This window comes from Aquamicrobium sp. (genome assembly GCF_023954335.1).
Classification (GTDB): Bacteria; Pseudomonadota; Alphaproteobacteria; order Rhizobiales; family Rhizobiaceae; genus Aerobium.
The window spans coordinates 891,969-915,290 of the sequence record NZ_JAMLIE010000002.1; the positions used below are offsets into that span (position 1 = coordinate 891,969).

19 protein-coding genes are annotated in these 23,322 nt (G+C 68.6%); 12 read left to right on the forward strand and 7 right to left on the reverse strand.

What is annotated here, in order from left to right; translation table 11 throughout:
- Positions 1–90: 90 nt before the first annotated feature.
- Positions 91–3,366 carry a hypothetical protein gene (locus M9945_RS17010; RefSeq protein ID WP_367945528.1) on the reverse strand — a complete coding sequence of 1,092 codons (3,276 nt, stop codon included), beginning with the start codon at positions 3,364–3,366 and terminating at the stop codon, positions 91–93.
- 129 nt (positions 3,367–3,495) lie between these two features.
- On the opposite strand from M9945_RS17010, the gene M9945_RS17015 reads away from it, so the two are divergent.
- Genes M9945_RS17015 through M9945_RS17025 form a run of 3 tightly spaced genes read left to right on the forward strand, consistent with a single transcriptional unit; the run spans position 3,496 to position 6,316 of the window.
- Positions 3,496–3,828, forward strand: a complete 333-nt coding sequence (locus M9945_RS17015) for a hypothetical protein (protein WP_367945529.1) — start codon at positions 3,496–3,498, stop codon at positions 3,826–3,828.
- Between the two features lie 14 nt (positions 3,829–3,842).
- Positions 3,843–5,672 (forward strand): sensor histidine kinase, encoded by a 1,830-nt coding sequence (locus tag M9945_RS17020; protein WP_367945530.1) that lies wholly within the window; start codon positions 3,843–3,845, stop codon positions 5,670–5,672.
- A gap of 5 nt (positions 5,673–5,677) precedes the next feature.
- On the forward strand, positions 5,678–6,316 hold the full coding sequence (locus tag M9945_RS17025; protein WP_367929511.1) for a response regulator: 639 nt from the start codon (positions 5,678–5,680) through the stop codon (positions 6,314–6,316).
- 481 nt (positions 6,317–6,797) lie between these two features.
- Here the strand turns inward: M9945_RS17025 and M9945_RS17030 are convergent, their stop codons facing one another.
- Positions 6,798–7,763 carry an alpha/beta fold hydrolase gene (locus tag M9945_RS17030; RefSeq protein ID WP_367945531.1) on the reverse strand — a complete coding sequence of 322 codons (966 nt, stop codon included), beginning with the start codon at positions 7,761–7,763 and terminating at the stop codon, positions 6,798–6,800.
- Between the two features lie 138 nt (positions 7,764–7,901).
- Between M9945_RS17030 and M9945_RS17035 the strand changes: the two genes are divergently transcribed.
- Positions 7,902–8,645, forward strand: coding sequence for a competence/damage-inducible protein A (locus tag M9945_RS17035; RefSeq protein ID WP_367945532.1), 744 nt, complete (start codon positions 7,902–7,904; stop codon positions 8,643–8,645).
- A gap of 12 nt (positions 8,646–8,657) precedes the next feature.
- Here M9945_RS17035 and purB read toward each other — a convergent pair whose 3' ends face one another.
- Positions 8,658–9,959, reverse strand: coding sequence for an adenylosuccinate lyase (purB, locus tag M9945_RS17040; protein ID WP_367945533.1), 1,302 nt, complete (start codon positions 9,957–9,959; stop codon positions 8,658–8,660).
- A 169-nt stretch (positions 9,960–10,128) separates the two neighbouring features.
- On the opposite strand from purB, the gene dusA reads away from it, so the two are divergent.
- A complete protein-coding gene (dusA, locus tag M9945_RS17045) occupies positions 10,129–11,124 on the forward strand; it encodes a tRNA dihydrouridine(20/20a) synthase DusA (protein ID WP_367945534.1) in 996 nt (331 codons plus the stop codon).
- Between the two features lie 64 nt (positions 11,125–11,188).
- Entirely contained in the window at positions 11,189–12,019 is an 831-nt protein-coding gene (locus M9945_RS17050) for a sulfite exporter TauE/SafE family protein (protein ID WP_367945535.1), read from the forward strand.
- A 116-nt stretch (positions 12,020–12,135) separates the two neighbouring features.
- Here the strand turns inward: M9945_RS17050 and M9945_RS17055 are convergent, their stop codons facing one another.
- Complete coding sequence (locus M9945_RS17055) at positions 12,136–12,585, reverse strand: universal stress protein (protein ID WP_367929517.1); 450 nt, start codon at positions 12,583–12,585, stop codon at positions 12,136–12,138.
- Positions 12,586–12,731: 146 nt separating this feature from the next.
- On the opposite strand from M9945_RS17055, the gene M9945_RS17060 reads away from it, so the two are divergent.
- The 4 genes from M9945_RS17060 (at position 12,732) to M9945_RS17075 (ending at position 17,750) form a co-directional block, all read left to right on the forward strand.
- Positions 12,732–14,228, forward strand: coding sequence for an amidase (locus M9945_RS17060; protein WP_367945536.1), 1,497 nt, complete (start codon positions 12,732–12,734; stop codon positions 14,226–14,228).
- 382 nt (positions 14,229–14,610) lie between these two features.
- Positions 14,611–16,284 (forward strand): 2-isopropylmalate synthase, encoded by a 1,674-nt coding sequence (gene leuA / locus M9945_RS17065; protein WP_367945605.1) that lies wholly within the window; start codon positions 14,611–14,613, stop codon positions 16,282–16,284.
- The gene (locus M9945_RS17070; RefSeq protein WP_367929519.1) at positions 16,281–17,054 is read left to right on the forward strand and encodes an alpha/beta fold hydrolase; all 774 of its coding nucleotides are present in this window, start codon (positions 16,281–16,283) and stop codon (positions 17,052–17,054) included. Before leuA ends, M9945_RS17070 begins: the two co-directional genes overlap by 4 nt.
- 96 nt (positions 17,055–17,150) lie before the next feature.
- Positions 17,151–17,750, forward strand: a complete 600-nt coding sequence (locus M9945_RS17075; protein ID WP_367945537.1) for a hypothetical protein — start codon at positions 17,151–17,153, stop codon at positions 17,748–17,750.
- A 31-nt stretch (positions 17,751–17,781) separates the two neighbouring features.
- Here the strand turns inward: M9945_RS17075 and M9945_RS17080 are convergent, their stop codons facing one another.
- Positions 17,782–18,681 carry a metallophosphoesterase gene (locus tag M9945_RS17080; RefSeq protein WP_367945538.1) on the reverse strand — a complete coding sequence of 300 codons (900 nt, stop codon included), beginning with the start codon at positions 18,679–18,681 and terminating at the stop codon, positions 17,782–17,784.
- A gap of 152 nt (positions 18,682–18,833) precedes the next feature.
- On the opposite strand from M9945_RS17080, the gene M9945_RS17085 reads away from it, so the two are divergent.
- Positions 18,834–19,331, forward strand: coding sequence for an NUDIX domain-containing protein (locus M9945_RS17085; RefSeq protein WP_367945539.1), 498 nt, complete (start codon positions 18,834–18,836; stop codon positions 19,329–19,331).
- A 4-nt stretch (positions 19,332–19,335) separates the two neighbouring features.
- Here the strand turns inward: M9945_RS17085 and M9945_RS17090 are convergent, their stop codons facing one another.
- Entirely contained in the window at positions 19,336–20,319 is a 984-nt protein-coding gene (locus M9945_RS17090; RefSeq protein ID WP_367945540.1) for a glutathione S-transferase family protein, read from the reverse strand.
- 283 nt (positions 20,320–20,602) lie between these two features.
- Here M9945_RS17090 and M9945_RS17095 point away from each other — a divergent pair, with 283 nt between their 5' ends.
- Positions 20,603–21,133 carry a GNAT family N-acetyltransferase gene (locus M9945_RS17095; protein WP_367929524.1) on the forward strand — a complete coding sequence of 177 codons (531 nt, stop codon included), beginning with the start codon at positions 20,603–20,605 and terminating at the stop codon, positions 21,131–21,133.
- Positions 21,134–21,227: 94 nt separating this feature from the next.
- Here the strand turns inward: M9945_RS17095 and M9945_RS17100 are convergent, their stop codons facing one another.
- On the reverse strand, positions 21,228–23,321 hold the full coding sequence (locus M9945_RS17100) for a hypothetical protein (protein WP_367945541.1): 2,094 nt from the start codon (positions 23,319–23,321) through the stop codon (positions 21,228–21,230).
- Position 23,322 lies beyond the last annotated feature (1 nt).

Genomic DNA, 23,322 nt, shown 5'->3' on the forward strand with positions numbered 1-23,322 from the left:
GCCCTTGGCGGGTGAGGGCGCAAGCGCCCGACCGAAAGCGGACCTGCCTGCAACGGATGCAGCAGATCCGCCTCAGGCCCGACTAGAAGGTCACGCGCCAGTTGGCGGCGATCCACGCATCTGGCCCGTCCGACTGCGTTGTGGCATTTCCCATGACCGAAAGCGTCGAAGCCAGTCCTGCTGGTAGGTGGCGCCGCCGAGATCGAACGCATAGAGGCCGGTCACCTGGCCGGTCACATTGGCGCTCTTGTCCTCGAAACGATGCACGCCTTCCAGCGTGCCGATCAGCCGGAACGCACCGGTGAGGGGATATGTGGCGTCGAAGCCGTAGCGCAGTTCGGTCGATGTGTCGCAGAGCTTGTTGAACGCGGCCGGGAAACCGCCGCCAGTCTCGCTATAGGCGTCGAAGCATCCCCTCGAATAGGAGAGGTCGGCATAGGGCGAGAAATATTGGATGGCGTTTTCCCATTGCAGACGCCCGCGTATCCCATAGCCGGAGGCGTCCGTGGAGCCGAACGAGGAATCGATGACGCCCCCATTCATGTAGTTGCGGGTAAAGTCGGCGCTGCCCCACATGCCCGAGGCGGTAAGGGCGCCCCACAACCCGCCATTGTCGGTGGCGTAGAGCCGGGAGAGGGCTTCCACCTTCACGTAGCCGGCGGAAAGATCGGCCCGCCCACCGAGGCCTAGAGCCTGATCGAAGCGCGTGAAGCCCGCCGCCGCGTTGATCTGCACAGCGCCGAAATTGTAGCCGACGCCGATCTCGCCGATGCCGATACGGCCATCATCGCCGCTGCCGTCGATGCGGCCCCAATCGCCGCCGATCCAGGCGATCGTCTTGCCGGGGGCGGCGCGGCGGTCGAGCGGACGGCTCCCCGCGCCGTTGAGAAGAAGATTGACATTGCCGAGCGTGGCGACGTTGGCCACGCCGGCATCCGCCAGGCTGGCGTTGAACTCATCGACGATGATAACGCCCACGCCGCCAGTGCCGCCGCCGCCGCCGGTATCCCCGCCACCGGTATCCCCGCCGCCGGTGTCCCCTCCGCCGGTATCCCCGCCACCGGTATCCCCGCCACCGGTGTCTCCGCCGCCCGTATCGCCACCGCCCGTATCACCACCGCCAGTGTCTCCGCCACCTGTGGTGCCATCGCAACTCGCGGCCCCGGTGCCGTTGCCGCGGGCGACGAAAAGCCGGTCGTCGCGCGTTTCGCCCACTACGATGCTTCCGTCGCAACTGGCCGCGCGGGCGATTCGAGTGACATTGCCGACAACCGTGGCCCCGCTGTCTCTCAGCCAGTCTTCCACGGTCATCATCCCCGTGTCCTCGGCCCAGCGAAAGCCGTGCTTGCCCGCAATGTCGCCGTCGTCGGCCTCGCCCACGACGACGAGCCCGTTGCCGGAAATCCCGTACGCCGTGGAGGCGCCGACATAGCCGGGATAGGCGCCCGGAAGGTGGCCAAGCTCCTGCAAGGCGCCGTCGACCCAGCGCACCGCGTTGTAGCTATAGACACCGGCATTGCCGGCGATGACGCGGCCATCGTCCGACACGTCCACGGCCCAGGAACGCGCTTCTACCGTCGCCCAGTCGGGCTTTTCCGGATTCTCAAGCGGAGTCATGCCCGTATCGGCAGTCCACCGGAAGGCTTGGGGAAGGACGCCCAGCTGCGACGTGCCGACGATAACCGCGCCGTCGTAAGAGGCGGCACGCGCTGCGGCCGATGTCTCGCCACTCAGCTCGCCGAGACTTTGCATGCCGTCGTCTTCATCCCAGCGGAATGCGTGCGTTTGCCCGCCGGCATCGGCTGCGCTTCCGACGACCACGGTTCCGTCACCCGACACGCCCCAGGCGTCCGAATTGTTTGTGCCGAGCGACCCGAGATCGCGGAAGCCGCCCGCCGCAGACCACAGATAGGCGCGCTTTCCCGTCAAGGGCGAGCCTAGCAGATCGTTGCCGGCAGAGCCGACGATCACGTCGCCCGTATTGGATATCCCGGTCGCCGTGAACCAGTTGCTCGACCCCGCCCCTCCATCCGGCACCCCACCGATGTTGGCCATGCCCCCGCTCTCGGTCCAGACGAAACCACGCGCGGCCGTGGAGGACGACGGGGAGAGGGTTCCCACCACTTTCGAGCCGTCTGCGGAAACGGCGCCCGCCATGATGGACGCATGCTCGCCGGTCGGCGCCAGCAGGGTCGGGTTCGCTGGTGGCGTGCCGGTGTCGCCGCCGCCTGTCGTGCCGCCGCAGCCGGCGGACCCGGTGCCGTTGCCGCGCGCGATGAACATCTGGTTCTCGCCGGTCGCCGGGCCGGTTTCGCCGACCACGACGCTGCCGTCGCAATTGGTCGCGCGGGCGGCATATGTGATGTCCTTAATAATCGTCGCGCCGCTGTCGCGCAGCCAGTCCTCGACGGTCTGCATGCCATCGCCCTCCGTCCAGCGGAAGCCGCGCATCGTCGTCGTGCCGTCGATCTGGGTCTCGCCCACGACCACGTCGCCATTGCCGGAAACGCCGAAGGCGAAGGAGTAGTTGTCGCCGAGGCCGGAGCCCGGTGTCGTCAGGTCTTGAGGAACGGTGTCAACCCACCGCACGGCGTGCATCTTGCCGCTCGCGCCGTTGTGGGCCTGACCGACGATGACCCGCCCGTCGTCGGAGATGTCCCGCGCAACGGATTGGTTGCCGCCGTTGAGCAAGGGCAGATTCTCGACCTGGCCGCTCGCTTCCGTCCAGACCGAGGCGCGCGACAAATATCCGCTCGCCGTGTTGCCGGCCACGACCGAACCGTCATAGCTGGCGGCCATGAAGGGATACCCGGCGGAGAATTCGCCGATATCGCCCATGCCGTCAGTCTGCGTCCAGCGAAAGCCGCGGGCTACCCCGTAAAGATCGTATGACAGGCCGACTACGGCCTGCCCGTCGCCCGAAACACCCAACGCGTTCGACGTGGCGTGGCCATCGAGAGTGCCGAGATCGACAAAACCGCCGGCCTCCGTCCACATATAGCCGCGGGACCACGCGCCGGTTTCGCCGAACATGTCGACGGACGCCTGGCCGACAATCACGCCGCCATCGTTCGAGACGCCCGTCGCCGTGAACCTCTGGGTATATGTACCGCCGAGCGTGGCATTGCCGATCAGGCTCATGCCGTCGGGCTGGGTCCACACGAAGCCGCTGCGAGACGTGGCCGACCAGGGGTTGAGGGTGCCGACGACCACCGAACCGTCGGCGGAGACGCCGCCGACGATCACGCCCTTCTCGTCCGGTGGCGTGACCGGCAGCAGCTCCGCCGCGGCAGCCGCCAGCGCGACCGACGATACGCCGAGCGCGGTGCAGGCAAGCAGGCGGGTGGTTCGGATTCGATAACGCATAGGGGCCCCTCGTCGAAAACAGCCCGGCAGCGGTCCCGCGCCAGGTTCCCTCGACGATAAGGCGGCAGTTCCCGCCTTCGCGCCATCCCCCGTTCAGGGGAGCTGAAACCGGCGGAAATTGCGGCTAGATTGCCCGGAGGGCAAAGGGGAGGATCGGCGACGGCGGCATTTTCCAAGGCGACGACGCCCACCATCGTCATGAGCATCGCGGCCGCTTGCGCCGCCATGCTGGCGCTTGCCGTCGTCTATGTCGCGGTGAGCCAGCCCTGGCTCGGCCTTCGCCTGGAGCGACACCCCTCCGGCACCGCGATCCGCATCGCCCATGTCGCCGCGGGCAGCCCGGCGGCTGCCATCCGGCCCGGCCAGATCCTCCACTCGGTGGGCGGCATGCCGCTGGAGCCGAACGATCTGGTCGAGGAACCCGACACGCTCAGCACTATGCCGCCTACGAACGCCTGCTGATGCGGCAAGGGCAGTTGCGCGAACGGCTTCTCGAGCCGACCGTCTCGCTGGGGCTGCGGCCGGACGGCGCGACGATCGAGACGATCGCGCCCGCGCCGCGCCGCCCGCTCACTTCGCTGCCGCTGGCGTTCTGGGCGCAGATGTTCGCCGGCGTGTCGGGCTTTCTCATCGGCGCCTGGGTCTGGAGCCTGCGCCTTCGCGAACTGAGCTGCTGGCTCATGGCGATCGGCGGCGCCGGGCTCCTCATCATGATCTTCCCCGCCGCGATCTACAGCACGCGCGAACTGGCGCTCGATCCGGCGCTGTTCCGCTGGCTTGCGGCAACGGACCATTTCGGCGCGCTGACATTCGGCGTCGCCATGGTGGCGCTGTTCTACGTCTATCCGCACCGGCTCGTCCCGCCGGCCGCGCTCGTCGCGCTGGCCGCCGTGGTCGGTGCCTCGTGGGTCGCCGACACCGCCTGGATCGTCTTCGACGGCCCGCCGTTCGGCTTCCATCTGCCGGCGCTGATCCTGATGCTCCTGTTCTTTCCGGCCGCCGTGATGCAATATCGCCTGACGCGGGACGACCCGGTGACGCGAGCGGCATTGCGCTGGTTCGCGCTCTCCGTCTGTCTCGGCGCGGGGAGCTTCATCTCGCTGATCGTGCTGCCAAACGTGCTCGGCTATGAGCCCGCGCTCGCCCAGGCTCCTGCTTTCCTGTTGTTCATCATCGTGTATGGAGGCGTCGCCATCGGCGTCGCCCGCTACCGGCTGTTCGAGCTGGAGCGCTGGGCCTTCGGCGTCCTGTTCTATGTCGCCGGCGCGCTGCTGCTCGTCCTGCTCGATGCCTTCCTCATCTTCGTCCTGTCGCTCGATCGTGTTCCCGCCCTCGGCGTGTCGCTGATGGTGGTGGCGCTGCTCTATCTCCCGCTGCGCGACGCCCTGCACCGGCGCATCGTCGGGCGCGCCATCGACCACGGCGCCCTGTTCCAGCAAACCGTCGACGTGGCTCTGTCACCCCCCGGCGCCGACCAGAACGCACGTTGGGCGGCCCTGCTCGCGCGGGCCTTCAATCCTCTGCGCATCGAGGTTGCCGCCGCGGAGAACATGCCGGCCGGAGCCGCGATCCGCGATGACGGCCTGTCGCTGGCGTTGCCCGGCTTCGGCGATGTCAGGCCGGTCACGCTCGCCTACGCCCATGCCGGGCGCAAGCTGTTCTCCCGCGACGACCAGAAGCTGGCGCGCGAGTTGTGCGTGATGCTCGACCATGCCATCCGCAGCCGGCAGGCGCGTGATGAAGGCGTTGCCGAGGAGCGCGCCCGCATTTCCCGCGACATGCACGACAATATCGGGGCCAAGCTGCTCAGCGCGCTCCACAGCACCGGCGAGGGCCGCAAGAACGCGATGATCCGCGACGCCCTGACCGACTTCCGCATCATCATCAACAACGCCTTCGGAACGGCGCGGCCGCTCGACGAGACGCTGGCGGAGCTTCGCATCGAAACCACGGAGCGGCTCGAGGCCGAGGGGGTCGACCTGAAATGGGAGACCGCCGACGACAACGATACGACGATGCCGCCCGCCATCGCCCAGACCTTGTGCTCCATCATCCGCGAGGCGGTGAGCAACGTCATCCGCCACGCCGACGCGACCGCCGTGTCGATCGCCGTCACCTGCCGCGGCGGGCAGGTGTCGGTTGCCGTCTGCGACGACGGCCGCGGAATCGAGGATGGCGATGACGGCCGGGGCAACGGCCTTGCCAGCATCCGTACCCGGATCGACGCGCTCGGCGGCAGCTTCGAGATCGGCAAGGCCGATCCCGGAACGCGGCTCAGCGTCGTGTTTTCGTCCAGACGAGGTTGACCGGCATGCCCAATGTTCTGATCGTCGAGGACGTCATGGAGACCAGCCGCTGGCTGGCGGTGATCGCCGGCGAAGCGTTTCCGGGCTGCGCGATCGTCCATGCCGACAGCGTGCGGGCCGCCCTGGCCGAAATCCGGCGCGCCGGTCCGGATGTCGCCCTGATCGATCTCGGCCTCCCCGACGGGTCCGGCATCGACGTCCTGCGCGAACTTCGGACCACCCGGCCGCAGGCGCTCTGCGTCATAACCACGGTGATGGGCGATGACGCCAACATCGTCGCCGCCTTGTCGGTCGGCGCGAACGGCTATCTGCTCAAGGAGCAGCCGGCCGAACGCATATCCCGGCAGCTCTCCCAGCTCGCCGAGGGCATACCCGCGCTTTCCCCGTCGATCGCCCAACGCCTCATGGAGCATTTTCGCCATACCGGACCGGCCGCCAACGAAGATGGCGAACTGACCGCCCGCGAAAAGGAAGTGCTCGCCTTCATCAGCCGCGGCCTGCGCAACGCCGATGTGGCCATGCAGCTCGGCATGGCCGAGACCACGGTGGCGACCCACCTCAAATCCATCTACCGCAAGCTCGGCATTTCCTCGCGTGCCGAGGCGTCGTGGCATGCCGCGCGCATGGGATTGAAGCCGGGCTGAAGCGCGAAGCGGGGGCTTGGCGGAGGTCGGCCTGTCGATTCTGGCGAATGGTGCGGACGACGGGACTCGAACCCGTACTCTCACAGAGAAGCAGATTTTCGTACCACTTCGGCTTTCGCCGCCGCCCTATGGCGTTCGTGGTCTGGACTGTCCCTTCGCCATGGCCCGAAGGCTTTAGGCGCCGCCCGTCCAGTCTCTACACCTTCCCCGAAAAGGGGCTTGGCTCGGGATTGGCCTGGGGTTGTTGCCCCTTAGCGTTCCCCGACTTTGAGCGGTTCTACTCCGCGGATTTCCCCGCGGGCACTCCAGATCTAAAGTCTGCTGCGTCTACCAATTTCGCCACGTCCGCCTTTTGTCGCCGATGCTGGGCACTCCGCACCCGGCGCAAAATCGCTTGCCCTTGTCACGAAAACCAAAGGCTTCTGGAGCGTTGTTAGAGGACGGCGCGCCCGCGATCAAGCACTGGGATCAAGCACTGGGATCAAGCGGCGAAGGCGCGCTCGGCGATGCGGCGGATGAAGGCGACGACACGGCTCGTGTCGGCATATTGCGGCATATGGCCGACGCCTTCCATGATCTCGATGTCGAGGCCGGCTATGCGGCCTTCCATGCCGGTGCCGTGGCGCTTGTGGTCGAGCACCCGGTCGGCGCTGCCGAACAGGATGCCGGCGGGAACGCCGATTTCGCCATAGCGGGTGCCGATGCCGGGCATGTCGTGGCGCAGGGCGACCAGATCGGTCGAGGTGGCGAAGAAATGGCTCGGCCGCAAGCCCGCCATCGCCCCGCCGGCCACGGCGTAGTCGTGCGGCGGCTTCTGCGGGCCGAAGACGAAATCCAGCGTCTGCGCGGCCATCTTGACCGAGGTCGGCACCGCGAGCGTTTCGGAGACGATGCGGCGCAGCAGCGGCGAGGGGATGTCGAGCCCGCGGAACTCGGGCGCGACCTTGTCCTCGTGCTGCGTCAGCGGCGCGATGAGGGCGAGGCCCGCTATCCTTTCGGGATAAAGCAGCGTCGTCGCCAGCGCCACCGCCCCGCCGAGCGAATGGCCGACCAGCAGCGGCCGCTCCAGAGCGAGCGCGTCGATGAAGCCGGCGATCAGCCGCGCCTGCTCGCTGAGTCGCCCGTCGAAGCGGGAAGGCCGGGTCGAATAGCCCGAGCCCGGCCGGTCGAGGGCGATCAGCCGGTAGCCGTCGCCGAACTCCTCCATCAGCGGCCGGCGCATATGATGCAGCGTGCCGCCGAGGCCGTGGATGAACAGGATCGGCCGGCCCTCGCCGCGCTCGACATAGTGGATGTCGCAGCCCTCGACGGCGACGAAGCGGCCGCGCGGCGGCACGGCATGCTCGGCGTCGCGGCTGATCCGGCGCGTCGCCTGGAAGTAGTAGGTCGCGACCAGGAGGACGGCGGCGAGCAGCGCGGCGGCGATGGCGGTGAGCGTGGCGAGCATCTGCGTGATTTCCCCGAAAGCGGCGGGAGCACCTTACCCGGTGGCGGCGGGATGGCAATCTGCGCTTTGGCGATTGCCGCGCGCAGCGCACGGCGCTAGAGCAGGGCGCTCTCGACCGCCCGCCAGAAGGATTGCGCCATGGCCGACATCATGACCGCCGCGATGATCGTCATCGGCGACGAGATCCTTTCCGGCCGCACCAAGGACCGCAACATCGGCCATCTGGCCGACGTGATGACGGCGATCGGCATCGACCTCAAGGAGGTGCGCATCGTTCCCGACGAGGAGGACGAGATCGTCGCCGCAGTCAACGCGCTGCGGGCGCGCTATGCCTACGTTTTCACCACCGGCGGCATCGGTCCGACGCATGACGACATCACCGCCGATTCCGTAGCCAAGGCGTTCGGCGTGCCGTGCGAGTACGATCCGGCCTCCTACGCGCTTCTGGCCGCGCACTACGCGGGCAGGGGGCTGGAGTTCAACGCGGCGCGCAAGCGCATGGCGCGCATGCCGCGCGGGGCGGTCGCGATCGACAATCCCGTCTCGGTGGCGCCGGGCTTCCGTATCGGCAACGTCCATGTCATGGCCGGGGTGCCGGCGATCTTCCAGGCGATGCTCGACAATGTGGTGCCGACGCTGGAGACGGGGCAGAAGCTCGTCTCGGCCACGATCCACTGCCCGTTCGGCGAGGGCATCATCGGCGGCCCGCTCGGCGAGATCCAGAAGGCGCATCCCGAGACGATCATCGGGTCCTACCCGAAATATCTCGACGGCTCGTTCTGGACCGAGCTCGTGGTGCGGGCGCGCTCGCCGGAGGCGCTGGAGGCGGCGCGCGCCGCGGTGCAGGCGCTGGTCGATTCGCTGGAGCAGCCTACGGCGTGATCGCTCTCGTGATCAGCCGAAGACGCGGCTGAAGATCGTGTCCACATGCTTGGTGTGGTAGCCGAGGTCGAACTTTTCCCGGATATCGTCTTCCGAAAGCGCGGCGCGCACCTCCTCGTCGGCGAGCAGCTCCTCGAGGAAATCGGCGCCGCGTTCCCACGTCTTCATCGCGTTGCGCTGGACGAGGCGATAGGCGTCCTCGCGCGAGACGCCGGCCTGCGTCAACGCCAGCAGCACGCGCTGCGAATGGACGAGGCCGCGGAACTTGTTCAAGTTGGCTTCCATGTTGTGCGGATAGACCACCAGCTTCTCGATCACGCCGGTCAGCCGCGCCAGCGCGAAATCGAGCGTGATCGTGGCGTCCGGGCCAATCATGCGCTCGACGGACGAGTGCGAGATGTCGCGCTCGTGCCAGAGCGCGACGTTCTCCATCGCCGGCTGTGCGTAGCTGCGCACCATGCGGGCAAGGCCGGTCAGGTTCTCGGTCAGCACCGGGTTGCGCTTGTGCGGCATGGCCGACGAGCCCTTCTGGCCGGGCGAGAAATATTCCTCCGCTTCAAGCACTTCCGTGCGCTGGAGGTGGCGGATCTCGATGGCCAGCCGCTCGATCGACGAGGCGATGACGCCGAGCGTGGCGAAGAACATGGCGTGGCGGTCGCGCGGTATCACCTGCGTCGAGACCGGCTCTGGCGTCAGGCCGAGCTTTTTCGCGACATAGTCCTCGACGCGCGGGTCGATGTTGGCGAAGGTGCCGACCGCGCCGGAGATGGCGCAGGTGGCGATCTCGGCGCGGGCGTTGACCAGCCGCTCGCGGCAGCGCGAGAACTCGGCATAGGCCAGCGCCAGCTTGACGCCGAAGGTGGTCGGCTCGGCATGGATGCCGTGGCTGCGGCCGATGGTGACGGTGTCCTTGTGCTCGTGGGCGCGTTTCTTCAGCGCCGCGAGCAGGGCGTCGATGTCGGCCAGCAGGATGTCGCTCGCCCGCGAAAGCTGGACCGCGAGGCAGGTGTCGAGCAGGTCAGACGAGGTCATCCCCTGATGGATGAAGCGCGCGTCCGGTCCGACGAACTCGGCCAGATGCGTCAGGAAGGCGATGACGTCGTGCTTGGTCTCGCGCTCGATCTCGTCGATCCGGGCGACGTCAAACTCGGCCTTGCCGCCCTTTTCCCAGATGGTGCGGGCGGCTTCGGCGGGGATGACGCCGATCTCGGCCAGCGCGTCGCAGGCATGCGCCTCGATCTCGAACCAGATGCGGAACCGGGTCTCGGCCGACCAGATGGAAACCATTTCGGGGCGCGAGTAACGCGGGATCATGGGGCTCGTCCTGACTGATGGAAGGAATGCGATGCCTCCTAGCAGAGCGGGGCGGTTTGCTCAACGTATATGGACGGCCGGGGCATATGGACGCCGGCGGTCGCCTTCTGGCTGGAACTGTGCAAAGAGAGGGCGAACGCGCCGACCCGCGCGCCACGATGCGAGGACCATGACCTATCCGCCCCACCGACTTGCCGTCGCGCCGATGATGGACTGGACGGATCGGCATTGCCGGTTCTTCCATCGCCTGCTGACGCGGCGGGCGCTGCTCTATACCGAGATGGTGGTGGCCGATGCCGCCATCCACGGCGCGCGGGCGCGGCTTTTGGGCTTCGACGCGGTCGAGCATCCGGTGGCGCTGCAACTCGGCGGCTCGGAGCCGGCCAAGCTTGCCGAGGCGGCGGCCATCGGCGAGGGCTTCGGCTATGGCGAGATAAACCTGAATGTCGGCTGCCCGTCGGACCGCGTCCAGTCCGGCACGTTCGGGGCGTGTCTGATGCGGACGCCCGACCTCGTCGCCGAATGCGTCGCGGCGATGAAGGGGAGGGTGTCGGTGCCGGTGACGGTCAAGTGCCGGATCGGGGTCGACGAGCAGGATGTCGAGGCGGCGCTCGACCGGCTGGCGGACGCGGTGTTCGCGGCCGGCGCGGACGCGCTGTGGGTGCATGCGCGCAAGGCGTGGCTCGAGGGCCTGTCGCCGAAGGAGAATCGCGACATCCCGCCGCTCGACTACGGCAGGGTCTATCGCCTGAAGACGCGGCTTTCCGGCCGCTTCGTCGGCATCAATGGCGGCATCCGCACGCTGGACGAGGCGGCAGCGCATCTGGCGCAGGGCGTCGACGGCGTCATGCTCGGCCGCGCCGCCTATCACGAGCCGGGCCTGCTCGCCGAGGTCGACGCGCGCTTCTACGGCGAGCCGGCGCGCGCGCCCGACTGGGCGGACATCATCGAGCGGATGGCCGAGTATAGCGCGCGCCACATCGCCGCCGGCGGGCGGCTCGCCCATGTCACGCGGCACATGACCGGGCTGTTCCACGGCCTCGCCGGCGCGCGACGCTGGCGGCAGGTGCTGTCGACCGAGGCGGCGCGGCCGGGGGCGGGGCCGCAGGTGCTGCGCGACGCCTTCGCCCATGTGCGCCTCGACCAGCGGCGCGACGCGGCCTGACCCCCGTTTACATCGGGCGACCCGAGGTTTAGCCAGCGTCGGAGTCGATCGGAGATTCCCCTTCATGACCGGACTGGATGCGCCGCTCGGCGAGATCGCCGTCTTCGCGCTCGCCATCGCCGCCTCGGGCGTGGTGTCCGGCCTGATGGCCGGCGTGTTCGGCATCGGCGGCGGCGCGGTGCTGGTGCCGGTGTTCTATCAGGCGCTCGGTATGCTCGGGGTCGAGGAGGCGGTGCGGATGCATCTCGCCGTCGGCACCTCGCTCGCCATCATCATTCCGACCTCGCTGCGCTCCTTCACCAGCCACAGGGCGCGAGGGGTGGTGGACATGGAGCTGCTGCGCAGCTTCCTGATCCCGGTTCCCGCCGGCGTCGTGCTCGCCTCGCTGACCGCGGCCTATCTCACCAGCGAGGGGCTGCGCACCATCTTCGCCGTCATCACGCTGGTCGTCGCCCTGCGGCTCCTGTTTAACCGCGAGAGCTGGCGCATCGGCATCACGATACCCGGCAACCCGGCGCGCGGGGTCATCGGCGCGGCGATCGGCTATTTCTCGACGCTGATGGGCATCGGCGGCGGTGTCATGAACAACACCTTCATGACGCTCTACGGCCGGCCGATGCACGAGGCGGTGGCCACCTCGTCGGGCGTCGGCGTGCTGATCGCCATCCCCGGCACGCTGGGCTACATCTGGGCAGGCTGGGGCGCGCCGGGCCTGCCGGCCGGCTCGACCGGCTACGTCAACTGGATGGCGGTCGCGCTCATCATCCCCATCGCGCTCGTCGTGACGCCGTGGGGCGTCAGGATGGCGCACGCGCTCGGCAAGCGCCAGCTCGAGATCGCCTTCGGCCTGTTCTGCGTGTCGGTCTCGGCGCGGTTCTTCTGGAGCCTCCTCTAGCGCGTCGGACGCCCGGATAAATCCGGGCTGCCACACTATCTGTTTGTTTCAGCCGCATTTATGCGACGTCAAGTGATTCCACTTGACTGCAAAATGCTCTGGAGGCCGGCTCCGCCCTATTTCACGACGAGGACCGGCACGCTCGACGTCGCCAGCACCTCGGCCGTCTGGCTGCCGAGCATGATGCGGTTCATGCCGCTGCGGCCGTGCGAGGACATGACGATCAGGCTGCAGCCCCTGTCGCAGGCGGCGTCGATCAGCGCGCCCGCCACCCGCCGCCACGGCACATGCAGCGTCTCCACCGCAAGGCCGAGCGCCTCGGCCTTCTCCCTGACCGGGGAAAGGATGCGCGCGGCGATCCGCGCCTGCGCCTCGTCGAACGCGGCGGTCTCGTCCTCGCTCGGCGACCACAGGTCGGAGGCGAAGGCGAACTGCCCGCCGAGCGGTTCCGTCACCGTCACCACCGTGACCTTGCTGCCGTGCTTGCAGGCGAGGTTAAGGCCATGGACGATGCCGCTCTCGGCAACGTCCGATCCGTCGGTCGGCAGGAGAATATGCTCGTACACCTCGTTTCCTCCATTGGCGTCTTAGCCAGCGAAGCATTGGTTCGGCGCCGCGGCAAGCCGCATCTTGTCGCGGGGCGGCCTGCGCCTTGCCGGCGCGGGGTCGCGCAGATAGCCTCGCTCGGGGAACCAGAGGGGGAGGGAGAAGCATGTCGGTCGAGACGCTGCTGTGGGAGGAGGACGCGACGGGGCTCGCCGCGCGGGTGCGCGCCGGCGACGTGACGCCGGGCGAGCTGGTCGAGGCGGCGATCGCGCGGCTCGAGGCGGTCAATCCCGACATCAACGCCGTCGCCGAGAAGCTTTACGAAGAAGCGCGGCGACAGGCCGGGACGGTCGACCGCGCCGCGCCGCTCGCCGGCGTGCCGTTCGCGATCAAGGACCTCGGCATCGCGGCAAGCGGCGTGCCGACCCATGGCGGCAGCCGCGTGCCGCCCTTCACGCCGGATTTCGATTCCGTGCTGACGGAGCGCCATCGCGCCGCCGGGCTGATCGCGGTCGCCACCTCGACCACGCCCGAATACGGACTGCGGCTGATGACGGAATCGGCCCGGTTCGGCGTCACGCGCAACCCGTGGAACACCGGCCACACCTCGGGCGGATCGTCGGGCGGCGCTTCGGCGCTGGTCGCCGCCGGCGTGGTGCCGCTCGCGCATGCCTCGGACGGCGGCGGCTCGATCCGGGTGCCGTCGGCCTGCACCGGCCTCGTCGGGCTGAAGACCGCGCGCGGCCGGGTGCCGCTTTCGCCGCTGACAAGCGAATCCTGGTACGGCTTCGTGGTCGATCACGCGGTCAGCCGCAGCGTGCGCGATTCGGCGCTGCTGCTCGACCTGACCCACGGGCCCGACCCGTTCGCGCCCTACGCCGCGCCGGCGCCCCGCGCAGGCTTCGCGGCGGCGGCGGCCCGCGATCCGGGAAAGCTCAGGATCGGCGTCTATCGCGGCTCGCCGCTCGGCATGGACATCTCGGCCGAGACGCTCACCGCGCTCGACACGGCCGTTTCGCTGGCAAAGGAGGGCGGGCATCAGGTCGAGGAGATCGACCTACCGATGATCGACCGCGCCTTCATGGCCGGTTTCGCCCGCTGCGTCGCCTCCGCCGTCGCCGGCTCGACGCGGCAGGAGGCGACACGGCTCGGGCGCGGCATGCGCGGCGACCTCGAACGCGCGACGCGGCTGATCGCCCGCCTCGGCGACGTCGTCACGGCGGGCGAGATCTATGCGACGCTGGAGCGCCTTCGCGCCGCATGCCGCGTCATGCTCGCCGCCACGGCCCGGTTCGACGCGGTGCTGATGCCGCTGATCGCCCATCCGCCGCTTCCCTGCGGGGCGATGGACCCGAAGGGCATCGACGTCTTCCTCGAGGAGGCGCTGGACAGGCTGCGCCTGACCCGGCTGCTGCGCGTCGACCGCTTCTTCGACGAACTGCTCGACAAGAGCCTGTGGTTCACCCACTGGCCGGCGATCCAGAATGTCTCCGGCCAGCCGGCCATCGCGCTGCCGGTCCACGTCACCGCCGCCGGCCTGCCGCTCGGCGTGCAGGCGGCGGGCCGGCCGGGCGACGAGGAGACGCTGCTTTCGCTCGCCGCGCAGATGGAGAAGCTGTCGGGCTGGCGAACACGCCGTGCGCCCCTGAAGCGCCCGGTCTAGCGGCTGCCAGACGGCGGGGAGGGCCGCCGGTGCCGGGCGAAGTTGCGCGCCGATGCTTGCCAGCCGGCCTGCCATCGTTTATCAAGCGCCCATGGTCATCCGCCGCGACAGATCTTTCGTCTCCCGCCCCGCTTTCGCGGGCGAGACCGTGCGCGCGCTCTTCTCCACGCTTCTTCTTCTCGGCCTTAGCGGCGATCGCCGGGCTCGCTGAAGGGGCGTCCGGCGGTCGATGGTGCCGACGCCGGCTTTACGCCCCTTGCCCGAAAATCCCGGAAAAACGATGGAAGCGCGCCGTGCTCCGTGGCATTGAGCCAGGGCAGGCGCCGGAGAAAAGACGATGAACGAACAGAGCCGTATCCAGTCCGCAACGCGCGTGAAGGGCATGCCCGACGCGCCGGTCAAGTACCAGCCCTATCCGCTGATCGACCTCAAGGACCGCACCTGGCCTTCCAAGCGCATCGAGAAGGCGCCGATCTGGTGCTCGGTCGACCTGCGCGACGGCAACCAGGCGCTGATCGACCCGATGGGCCACGACCGCAAGGCGCGGATGTTCCAGCTGCTCATCGACATGGGCTTCAAGGAAATCGAGATCGGTTTCCCGTCCGCCTCGCAGACCGATTTCGACTTCGCGCGCTGGTGCGTCGAGGAAGGCAACGTGCCGGACGACGTCGACCTGCAGGTGCTGGTCCAGTGCCGGCCGGAGCTGATCACCCGCACCTTCGAGGCGTTGGAGGGCGCCAAGACGCCGATCATCCATTTCTACAACTCGACCAGCGAATTGCAGCGGCGCGTCGTCTTCGCCAAGGATGTCGCCGGCATCAAGGGGATCGCCACCGACGCGGCCAAGATGATCATGGACATGGCGGCCAAGGCAGGCGGCGGCTATCGTTTCCAGTATTCGCCGGAGAGCTTCACCGGCACCGAGCTCGAGGTGGCGCTGGAGATCTGCAATGCCGTCGCCGAGATCGTCAAGCCGACGCCTGACAACAAGCTGATCGTCAACCTGCCGTCGACGGTGGAGATGGCGACGCCCAACATCTATGCCGACCAGATCGAATGGATGTGCCGCCAGCTCGATAACCGCGACAACCTGATCATCTCGCTGCATCCGCATAACGACCGCGGCACCGGCATCGCCGCGACCGAGCTCGCCCTGATGGCCGGCGCCGACCGCGTCGAGGGCACGCTGTTCGGCAATGGCGAGCGCACCGGCAATGTCGACGTGGTGACGCTGGCGCTCAACATGTACACGCAGGGCATCGACCCGATGCTCGACTGCACCGACATCAACCGCATGAAGGACGTGTACGAATATTCCAACCAGATGAAGATCGGCGAGCGGCACCCCTATGTCGGCGAGTTGGTCTACACCGCCTTCTCCGGCTCGCACCAGGATGCGATCAACAAGGGCATGAAGGCGATCAAGACCGCCAACAAGCCGCTGTGGGAGGTGCCTTACCTGCCGATCGACCCGCAGGACGTCGGCCGCAGCTACGAGGCGATCATCCGCATCAACTCGCAGTCGGGCAAGGGCGGCATCGCCTATGTGCTCCAGGCCGATTACGGGCTGAACCTGCCGCGCAACCTGCAGGTCGAGTTCAGCCAGGACATCCAGCACATCACCGACGCCGAGGGCAAGGAAGTGCCGGCCAGGCGCATCCATGAGCGGTTCCAGGAGGTCTATGTCGAGCAGCCCGGCGCGCGGCTGAAATTCGTCGATCACCACACCTTCCCGGACACCGAGCAGAAGGGACGACGCATCCTCGAGGCGGTCATCGTCGACAACGGCAAGGAGATCACCATCACCGGCACCGGCACCGGCCCGGTCGACGGCTTCGTCGACGCGCTGTCGCGGCATCTCGGCATCCCGATGTCGGTGCTCGACTATTCCGAGCACTCGCTGCAGCGCGGGTCGAACGCGGCCGCCGTCTCCTACATGGAGATCGAGCATCCGGGCGGGCGGCTGTTCGGCGTCGGCGTCAACACCAACATCGTCGCCGCCTCGCTCGAAGCCGTGGTCTCGGCGGCGAACCGCGTGCTCGACGCCGGGACATGACGGACGGGCTCTACGCCCGCTCGAAGGGGGCGGGGCCGCGCACGATCGTGCTGCTGCACGGGTTCGGCGGTTCCAACATGGACTGGAACGACATCCAGCCCGACCTCGCGCGTGACGGGCTCGCGCTCGCCTACGACCTGCCGGGCCACGGCAGGTCGCTCCACCATCCGGCCGCCGGCTCGGCGGCGGGCACGGCCAAGGCGATCCTCGCCGACCTCGACGGCCGCGGCCTCGGCAAGGCGCATGTCGCGGGCTTCTCCATGGGTGGCGCGGTCGCCGCGCTGATGGCGATGCGCGCCCCTGACAGGGTCGCGTCGCTGACGCTCATCGCGCCGGGCGGCTTCGGCCCGGAGATCAGCGGGCGGCGGCTGAGCGCGATCGCCGATGCGCCGGACGCGGACGCGTTGCGCGCCGGCCTGAACGACATGGGCGCGCCCGGCTTCGAGATGCCGACGAAGAACGTGGCGGTCGCCGCGGCGATGCGCTCCCTGCCGGGCCAGGCGGCGAAGCTTGCCGAGATCGCCGCCAAGATATCGGCCGACGACCGCCAGGGCGAGATCCCGCGCGACGCGCTGGCCGCGCTCGAAATGCCGGTGACGGTGCTCTGGGGCACCGAGGACCCGGTGCTGCCCTACAGCCAGTCGCGGGGCCTGCCCGCGCAATTCGCCCTGGTGCGCGTGCCGGGAGCGGGCCACATGCTGCTCGAGGAGGCGCGCAGGACCGTGACCCAGGCGATCCGCCAGACTGTCAGGCGGGCCGGACAGTGCTGATCGCTGGATAAAGGCGTGACGCGCGGCCGGGGTCGTGATTTTGCCCGCTGCCCATGTTAAGAATGGCTTAACCATGAAGCCAGAGGCGGCGATGCGATGAGCGAACCTGTCGAAAACCGGAGCGAGACGGGCGAGGGCCGCCTTGCCGCGACCCTGCGCGAGGTCAAGAACGCGATAGCCGACCGTGACGACGTCGTGGTCGACATCCGCGAGGCGCAGTTCACGCGGCTCGAGCTGCTGGCCGACGAGCTGAAGCCTGTCTTTGCCGAGGTGCCGCACGACGACGACTGGTTCGACCTCGTCATCTCCTCCGGTGCTCAGCCGCGCCTGTGGATCGATGCGGTCGCCCATGTCACCATGGCGCGCGACCGGCGCACCTACCGCTTCCTGCGCGACACGCGGCTCGGCCGGGTGGTACTGGCCGAATCGAGCGACATGAAGCCGGTGGCCGATCAGGTGACGCGCTACATCGCCGAGCGCATGATCGAGCGGCGCCGCGCCATGGAGGGCGACACGATCGCGCTCGAACGCGCGCCCGCGCCGCCGCCTGCGCCCGAGGAGCGGGCAGGGGCGGGCGCTTCCGTCTCCGCCATCCTGCGCAGCCTGCTGGTCATCTTGGTCGGCGGGCTGGTCGGCGTCGCCGCGGTGCTCGCCTTCACCGGCGGCTGGCTGGAGCGGCTGGGCCTGACCTTCTGACGTCGCTTTGATGTTTTTCCGCCGCGCGATGTCAGCCGGCGAGCGTTTCCGTGGCGATGTCGTGGACCTCGGCGTTGATGTCGGAGATGCCGCGCCGGGTAAGCTCGATAGTCCATGCGCCGGGCTGGCCGGAAATCGCGAACAGGTTGTATTGCCCGGCCGGCCGCTTGCCGCGCGGCGCCTGGCCGGCGGCGGCGACGCCGACGACGGGGATCGCGCCGTCGCGGCCGTCGATGCGGTAGGTCGTCGGCAGGTGGGTGTGCCCGTGAAGGACGAGCTCGGCCCCGTGGCGGCGCATCACCGACTGGAACCGGCCGATGCCGAACAGCCGCTTGTGGGCGGCGGCCGCGCCGCGGACCGGCGGGTGATGGATCATCACCACGCGGCAAAGCCCCTTCGCGCGCGTCTCGTCGAGAACCCGGGAAAGCCGCTGCGCCTGCTCCTCGCCGAAGAAGCCGCTGGCCATGAACGGCGCGGTCGCCCGCGCCGAGGACACGCCGATCAGCGCGACCCGCCCGCGCACCCTGACAAAGGGGAACGCGCCCGGCCGCGCCGGCTCGCCGCCGTCGCCCGTCATCCAGGCGCTCCACGCCTTGCAGGCCTTGGCCAGCGCGCCGCGCACATAGGCGTCGTGGTTTCCCGGCACGACCGAGACGTCCTCTCCGCTGCCCAGCGCCTCCAGCCACAGCCGCGACAATTCGATCTCACCGGTGAGCGCGAGGTTCATCAGGTCGCCGGTAACGGCGATATGATCGGGCCGCGCCGCCTTCAGGTCGGCGACGAGGCGGTCGATGACGCCCTCGTGGAGATCGGCGCTGCGGTTGCGCCGCCAGTTGATGTAGCCTGTGATGCGCTTGGAGACGAGGTCGCGATAGGCGACCTCGGGCAGGGGGCCGAGATGGATGTCGGAAAGATGGGCGAGCCTGAACATAAAGCCTGTTTAGAGCATTTTGCAGCCGGACGAAATCGTCCGGCGCCGCATAAGTGCGGCAAAAACAAGCAGATAGGGCAGCCCGGATTTTTTCGGGAGTCGGCCGCCCGCATGCGGCGCGCGGCGCCTTGTCAGAGCGGCGGGGTGCGACGATGAGCGGCGTGCGCCCGAAGCCGGCCGCCGGGACCCTGCTGCTGCGGGCGCGGGTGCGGCTGTTCCACCTGTGGTTCCTGGCGCGGCGGCCGATCACCTTCGGCGTGCGCGGCGTGGTGCACGACCGCGCCGCAGGCACGGTCTTCCTCATCCGCCACACCTACGTGCCCGGCTGGCAGCTTCCCGGCGGCGGGGTGGAGATCGGCGAGACCGCGCTCGTCGCGCTCGCCCGCGAGCTGGCCGAGGAGGGCAATATCGAGATAACCGGGCCGCCGGTCGCGAAATCCGTTCATCTCAACCGCCACGCCAGCCGGCGCGACCATGTCGCGGTCTATCTCGTCGAGAGGTTCCGGCAGAGCGCGCCCAAGCTGCCCGACCGGGAGATCGCCGAGGCGGGGTTCTTCCCGCTCGACGCGCTGCCGGAGGGCACGACCGAGGGCACGCGCCGGCGGCTTGCCGAGATATTCGACGGCCTGGAGCCGTCCGGCGAGTGGTAGGGGCTCAGCCGGCGAACCTGTCGCGCTCGTGCGGCGCGGAGAAGTCGAGCTCCGGACCCTTCGGCACGATCCGCGTCGGGTTTATCGTCGTGTGGCTGCCATAGTAGTGCGCCTTGATGTGCAGCATGTCGACTGTCTCGGCGACGCCCGGCATCTGGTAGATGTCGCGGACATAGGCCCACAAATTCGGATAGTCGCGTATCTCGCGCAGATTGCACTTGAAATGGCCGTAATAGACGGCGTCGAAGCGCACCAGCGTCGTGAACAGGCGGATATCCGCCTCCGTCAGCCGGCTGCCGACGAGATAGCGGCTCTTCGACAGCTTCTCCTCGACCTCGTCCAGCGCCTCGAACAGCGCGTCGAACGCTTCCTCGTAGGCATCCTGCTGCGTGGCGAAGCCGGCGCGGTAGACGCCGTTGTTGATCATGGGATAAATGCGCGCGTTGATCGCGTCGATCTCCTCGTGGAACCCGGCCGGATAGAGATCGACGGAGGCGTCGCCCCCTTCGTCGAAGGCCGTGTTCAGCATGCGGATGATCTCCGACGATTCGTTGGAGACGATGGTGCCTTCCTGCTTGTCCCACAGGACCGGCACGGTGACGCGGCCCGAATAGGCCGGGTCGGCGCGGGTGTAGATCTGGTGGAAGAAATCGCTGCCGAACAGGCTGTCGCCGGTCGCGCCGTCCTCTTTCAGGAACGTCCAGCCGTCGTCGCCCATATAGTGGTGGACGACGTCGACGGAGATGATCTCCTCCAGCTTCTTCAGCTTGCGCACGATCAGGGTGCGGTGCGCCCACGGGCAGGCGAGCGAGACGTAGAGATGGTAGCGGCCCGGCTCGGCCCTGAAGCCGCGCGTACGTCCTTCGGCCGGCGCGCCGTCCTTCGTCACCCAGTCGCGGAACTGCGAGACGGACCGCTCGAAGCGGCCGCCGCTCTTTTCCGTGTCGTACCACTCGTTCTTCCAGACACCGTCAACCAGAAGGCCCATCTTCTCGCTCCATCGTTTGCGTCGATCTAGGTCGGACGCGGCGAGGGGAAAACAGTCTTGTCGCTGAACAGTTCGTCACCGGCGTTCACGAATGGCGATTGCAGCGGCAGGAATTTGATGCTAGCGGACAAACCCATGCCGGCAAGGTGGCCGGCGGGAGGGCAGGTCTTGATCGCAATCCGGTTCGAGCGACGACGAATGGTCTGAGGCGCGCCCTCGCGCGCGCGGCGCGGCCCCGTGCCCGCCTGGCCCCTCCCACGCTTTCGCACCCGGATGACCGACAATGAGCCTTGCCGATATGGCCACCGACGTGGCCTATGCCCTCGAAGCCGCCGAACACGACCCTGAAATCGAAGACATCAACGCCGAGGCCTTCGGCCCCGGCCGGTTCTCGCGCGCGGCCTATGCGATCCGCGAGGGCGGGCCGCACCGGCGCGACCTCTCCTTCGTGGCGCTTGTGGACGGCGCGGTGGTCGCCTCGGTGCGGATGACGCCGATCGCGGCTGGCGGCGGGCGGGCGCTGCTCCTCGGGCCGCTGGCGGTGCGGCCGGCGTTCAAGAATCTCGGCATCGGCCGGCGGCTGGTCGCGCTGGCGTTGGATGCCGCGCGCAAGGACGGCTGGAGCCTTTCCATCCTCGTCGGCGACGCGCCCTATTACGCGCCGCTCGGCTTTTCGAAGGTCGTGCCCTACGGTCAGCTCGCCATGCCCCGCCCGGTCGACCCCGCGCGGCTGCTCGCCTGCGAGCTGGTTCCGGGGGCGTTGGAGGGGTTCGTGGGGGATGTGGTGCATGCGGAAAGAGCGAGTAGGGAATAGTGAGTAGTGAGTAGAGAAATAGAGCGTGACAGATGCCTGCGATGGCAACCATCTTTCACTACTCACTACTCACTACTCACTACTCACTACTCATTCATCTCCCTTCCCGATACCACATCGACCCCAGCGCCAGCAGCAGCGCCGCGAGGCCGAGGAAGCCGGCGAAGAGCGGGGTGCGGTCGACCGATTTCAGCACGCTGTCGCCGGTGGTCCTGAGGCCGATCCAGTCGCGGCCCGAGGCGTCGCCGGCGGCGCGCACCGGGACGATGCCGGGCAGCGAGACGCCCGAGACGCCCGAGCCGCCGTTCAGCCGCCGCACGCTGCCGCCGCTGGCGGCAGCGGCCGGTTGCAAGAGCGACGTCGACGAGACCGTATCCTGGAACTCCGGCGCGTTGACCGGCCCGACATGGGCGAGCGCTGCCAGATCGCCGTTGCCGACCTGATAGAGGCCGATCTCGTCGGTCTCCAGCGAGCCGGAGAACACACCGGGCGAGGCGGGCGACAGCGTCACCTCGACGGAGCGGCCGGACGGGGTGATGACGGTGGCGCGGCCGGGGTCGTCGCTCATGGTCTGGCGGGCGATGTCGAGCGTCATGCCGCGGCCGGAGGCGGTCAGGCGCTCCTCCTCCAGCTCCGGCTCCTTCATCAGCCAGTGGGCCATGCGCCGGTAGAGCGCGGCATGCGGTCCGCCGCCCTCGAAGCCGCGCGCCCACAGCCAGCCCTGGTCGGACAAGAGCATGCCGACGCGGCCCTCGCCCTTGCGGTCGAGGATGAGGAGCGGCTTGTCGTCCGGCCCCTCCATCACCACGGCGCCGGACGGCTCGCCGACGTCGATCAGCCGGAACCAGCGGCTCCAGTGCGGCGGCTCGGCGTCGGAGCCTTCGAGCCCGCGGGTGACGGGATGGCGTTTCCCCGTCTCGGTCAGGCGCGGATGGAAGGCCTGCTCGACCACCGCGCCCGTCGGCAGGCCGGGCAGGGCGGGCATCAGCGGCGTGCGGGCGATCGACATCGCGCCGGCATATTCGGGACCGGCGGCGACGAGCAGCGCGCCGCCCTTTTCGACATATTCGGCGATGTAGTCGTAGTAGAGGATCGGCAGCACGTCGCGGTGCTGGTAGCGGTCGAACAGGATCAGGTCGAAATCGTCGATCTTCTCCACGAACAGCTCGCGCGTCGGAAAGGCGATCAGCGACAATTCGTTGATCGGCGTGCCGTCCTGCTTCTCCGGCGGGCGCAGGATGGTGAAGTGGACGAGATCGACCGAGGTGTCGGACTTGAGGAGATTGCGCCAGGTGCGCTCGCCGGCATGCGGCTCGCCCGAGACGAGCAGGACGCGCAGGTTCTCGCGGATGCCGTCGAGCACCGCGATGGTGCGGTTGTTGGTGTCGGTCAGCTCGCCGGGGGCGGTGTCGATGGACAGCTCGACGATGTTCTTGCCGGCATTGGGCACGGTCAGCTCCAGCGTCGTCTCCTCGCCGACCAGCGCCTGCTCGGTGCCGATCTGCTCGCCGTTGACGAGGATGCGCACCGTGACCATCTCGCGCCGGCCGCCGGCATCCTCCATGCTGGTGTCGAGGACGCGATAGGTCAGCTCGATGGGGCGGCCGACGATGCCGAAGCGCGGGGCGCGCTCGAAGCGGATGCGGCGGTCGAACTCGCCTTCCTCGCCGGTGACGAGGACGTGCAGCGGCCCGGTGGCGGCCGTGCCCGGCGCGGACGGCGCGTCATGCACCTGCCCGTCGGTGATCATCACCGTGCCGGCGATGCGCGAGGGCGGCACGTCGCGCAACGCCTGTCCGGCGGCGTCGAACAGGCGGGTCTCGACCCGCTCGTCGGCCGCGCCGGCCTGGCCGGTCTCGACCACGCGCACGTCGAATTGCGGGAACCGCGCGAGGCGCGCCTTGACCTCCTCCAGCGCGGCGTCGGTCTGCTGCGTCCGCTCGCCGATCGACTGGCTCTGGCTGCGGTCGACCACGAGGGCGACGACGCTTTTCAGCGCCTCGCGCTGCTCGTCCATCAGGACGGGGTTGAAAAGCGCGAGCGCGAGCGCGACGAGCGCGGCGAACCGGATCAGCCCGCCCGGCCGGCGGAAGACAAGGCCGGCGACGGCGAGCGCGGCGACGGGCAGCAGCACGGCGGCGAGAAGCAGCGGGGACAGCAGCGGTTCGAAGGCGAGCGACCAGTTCATG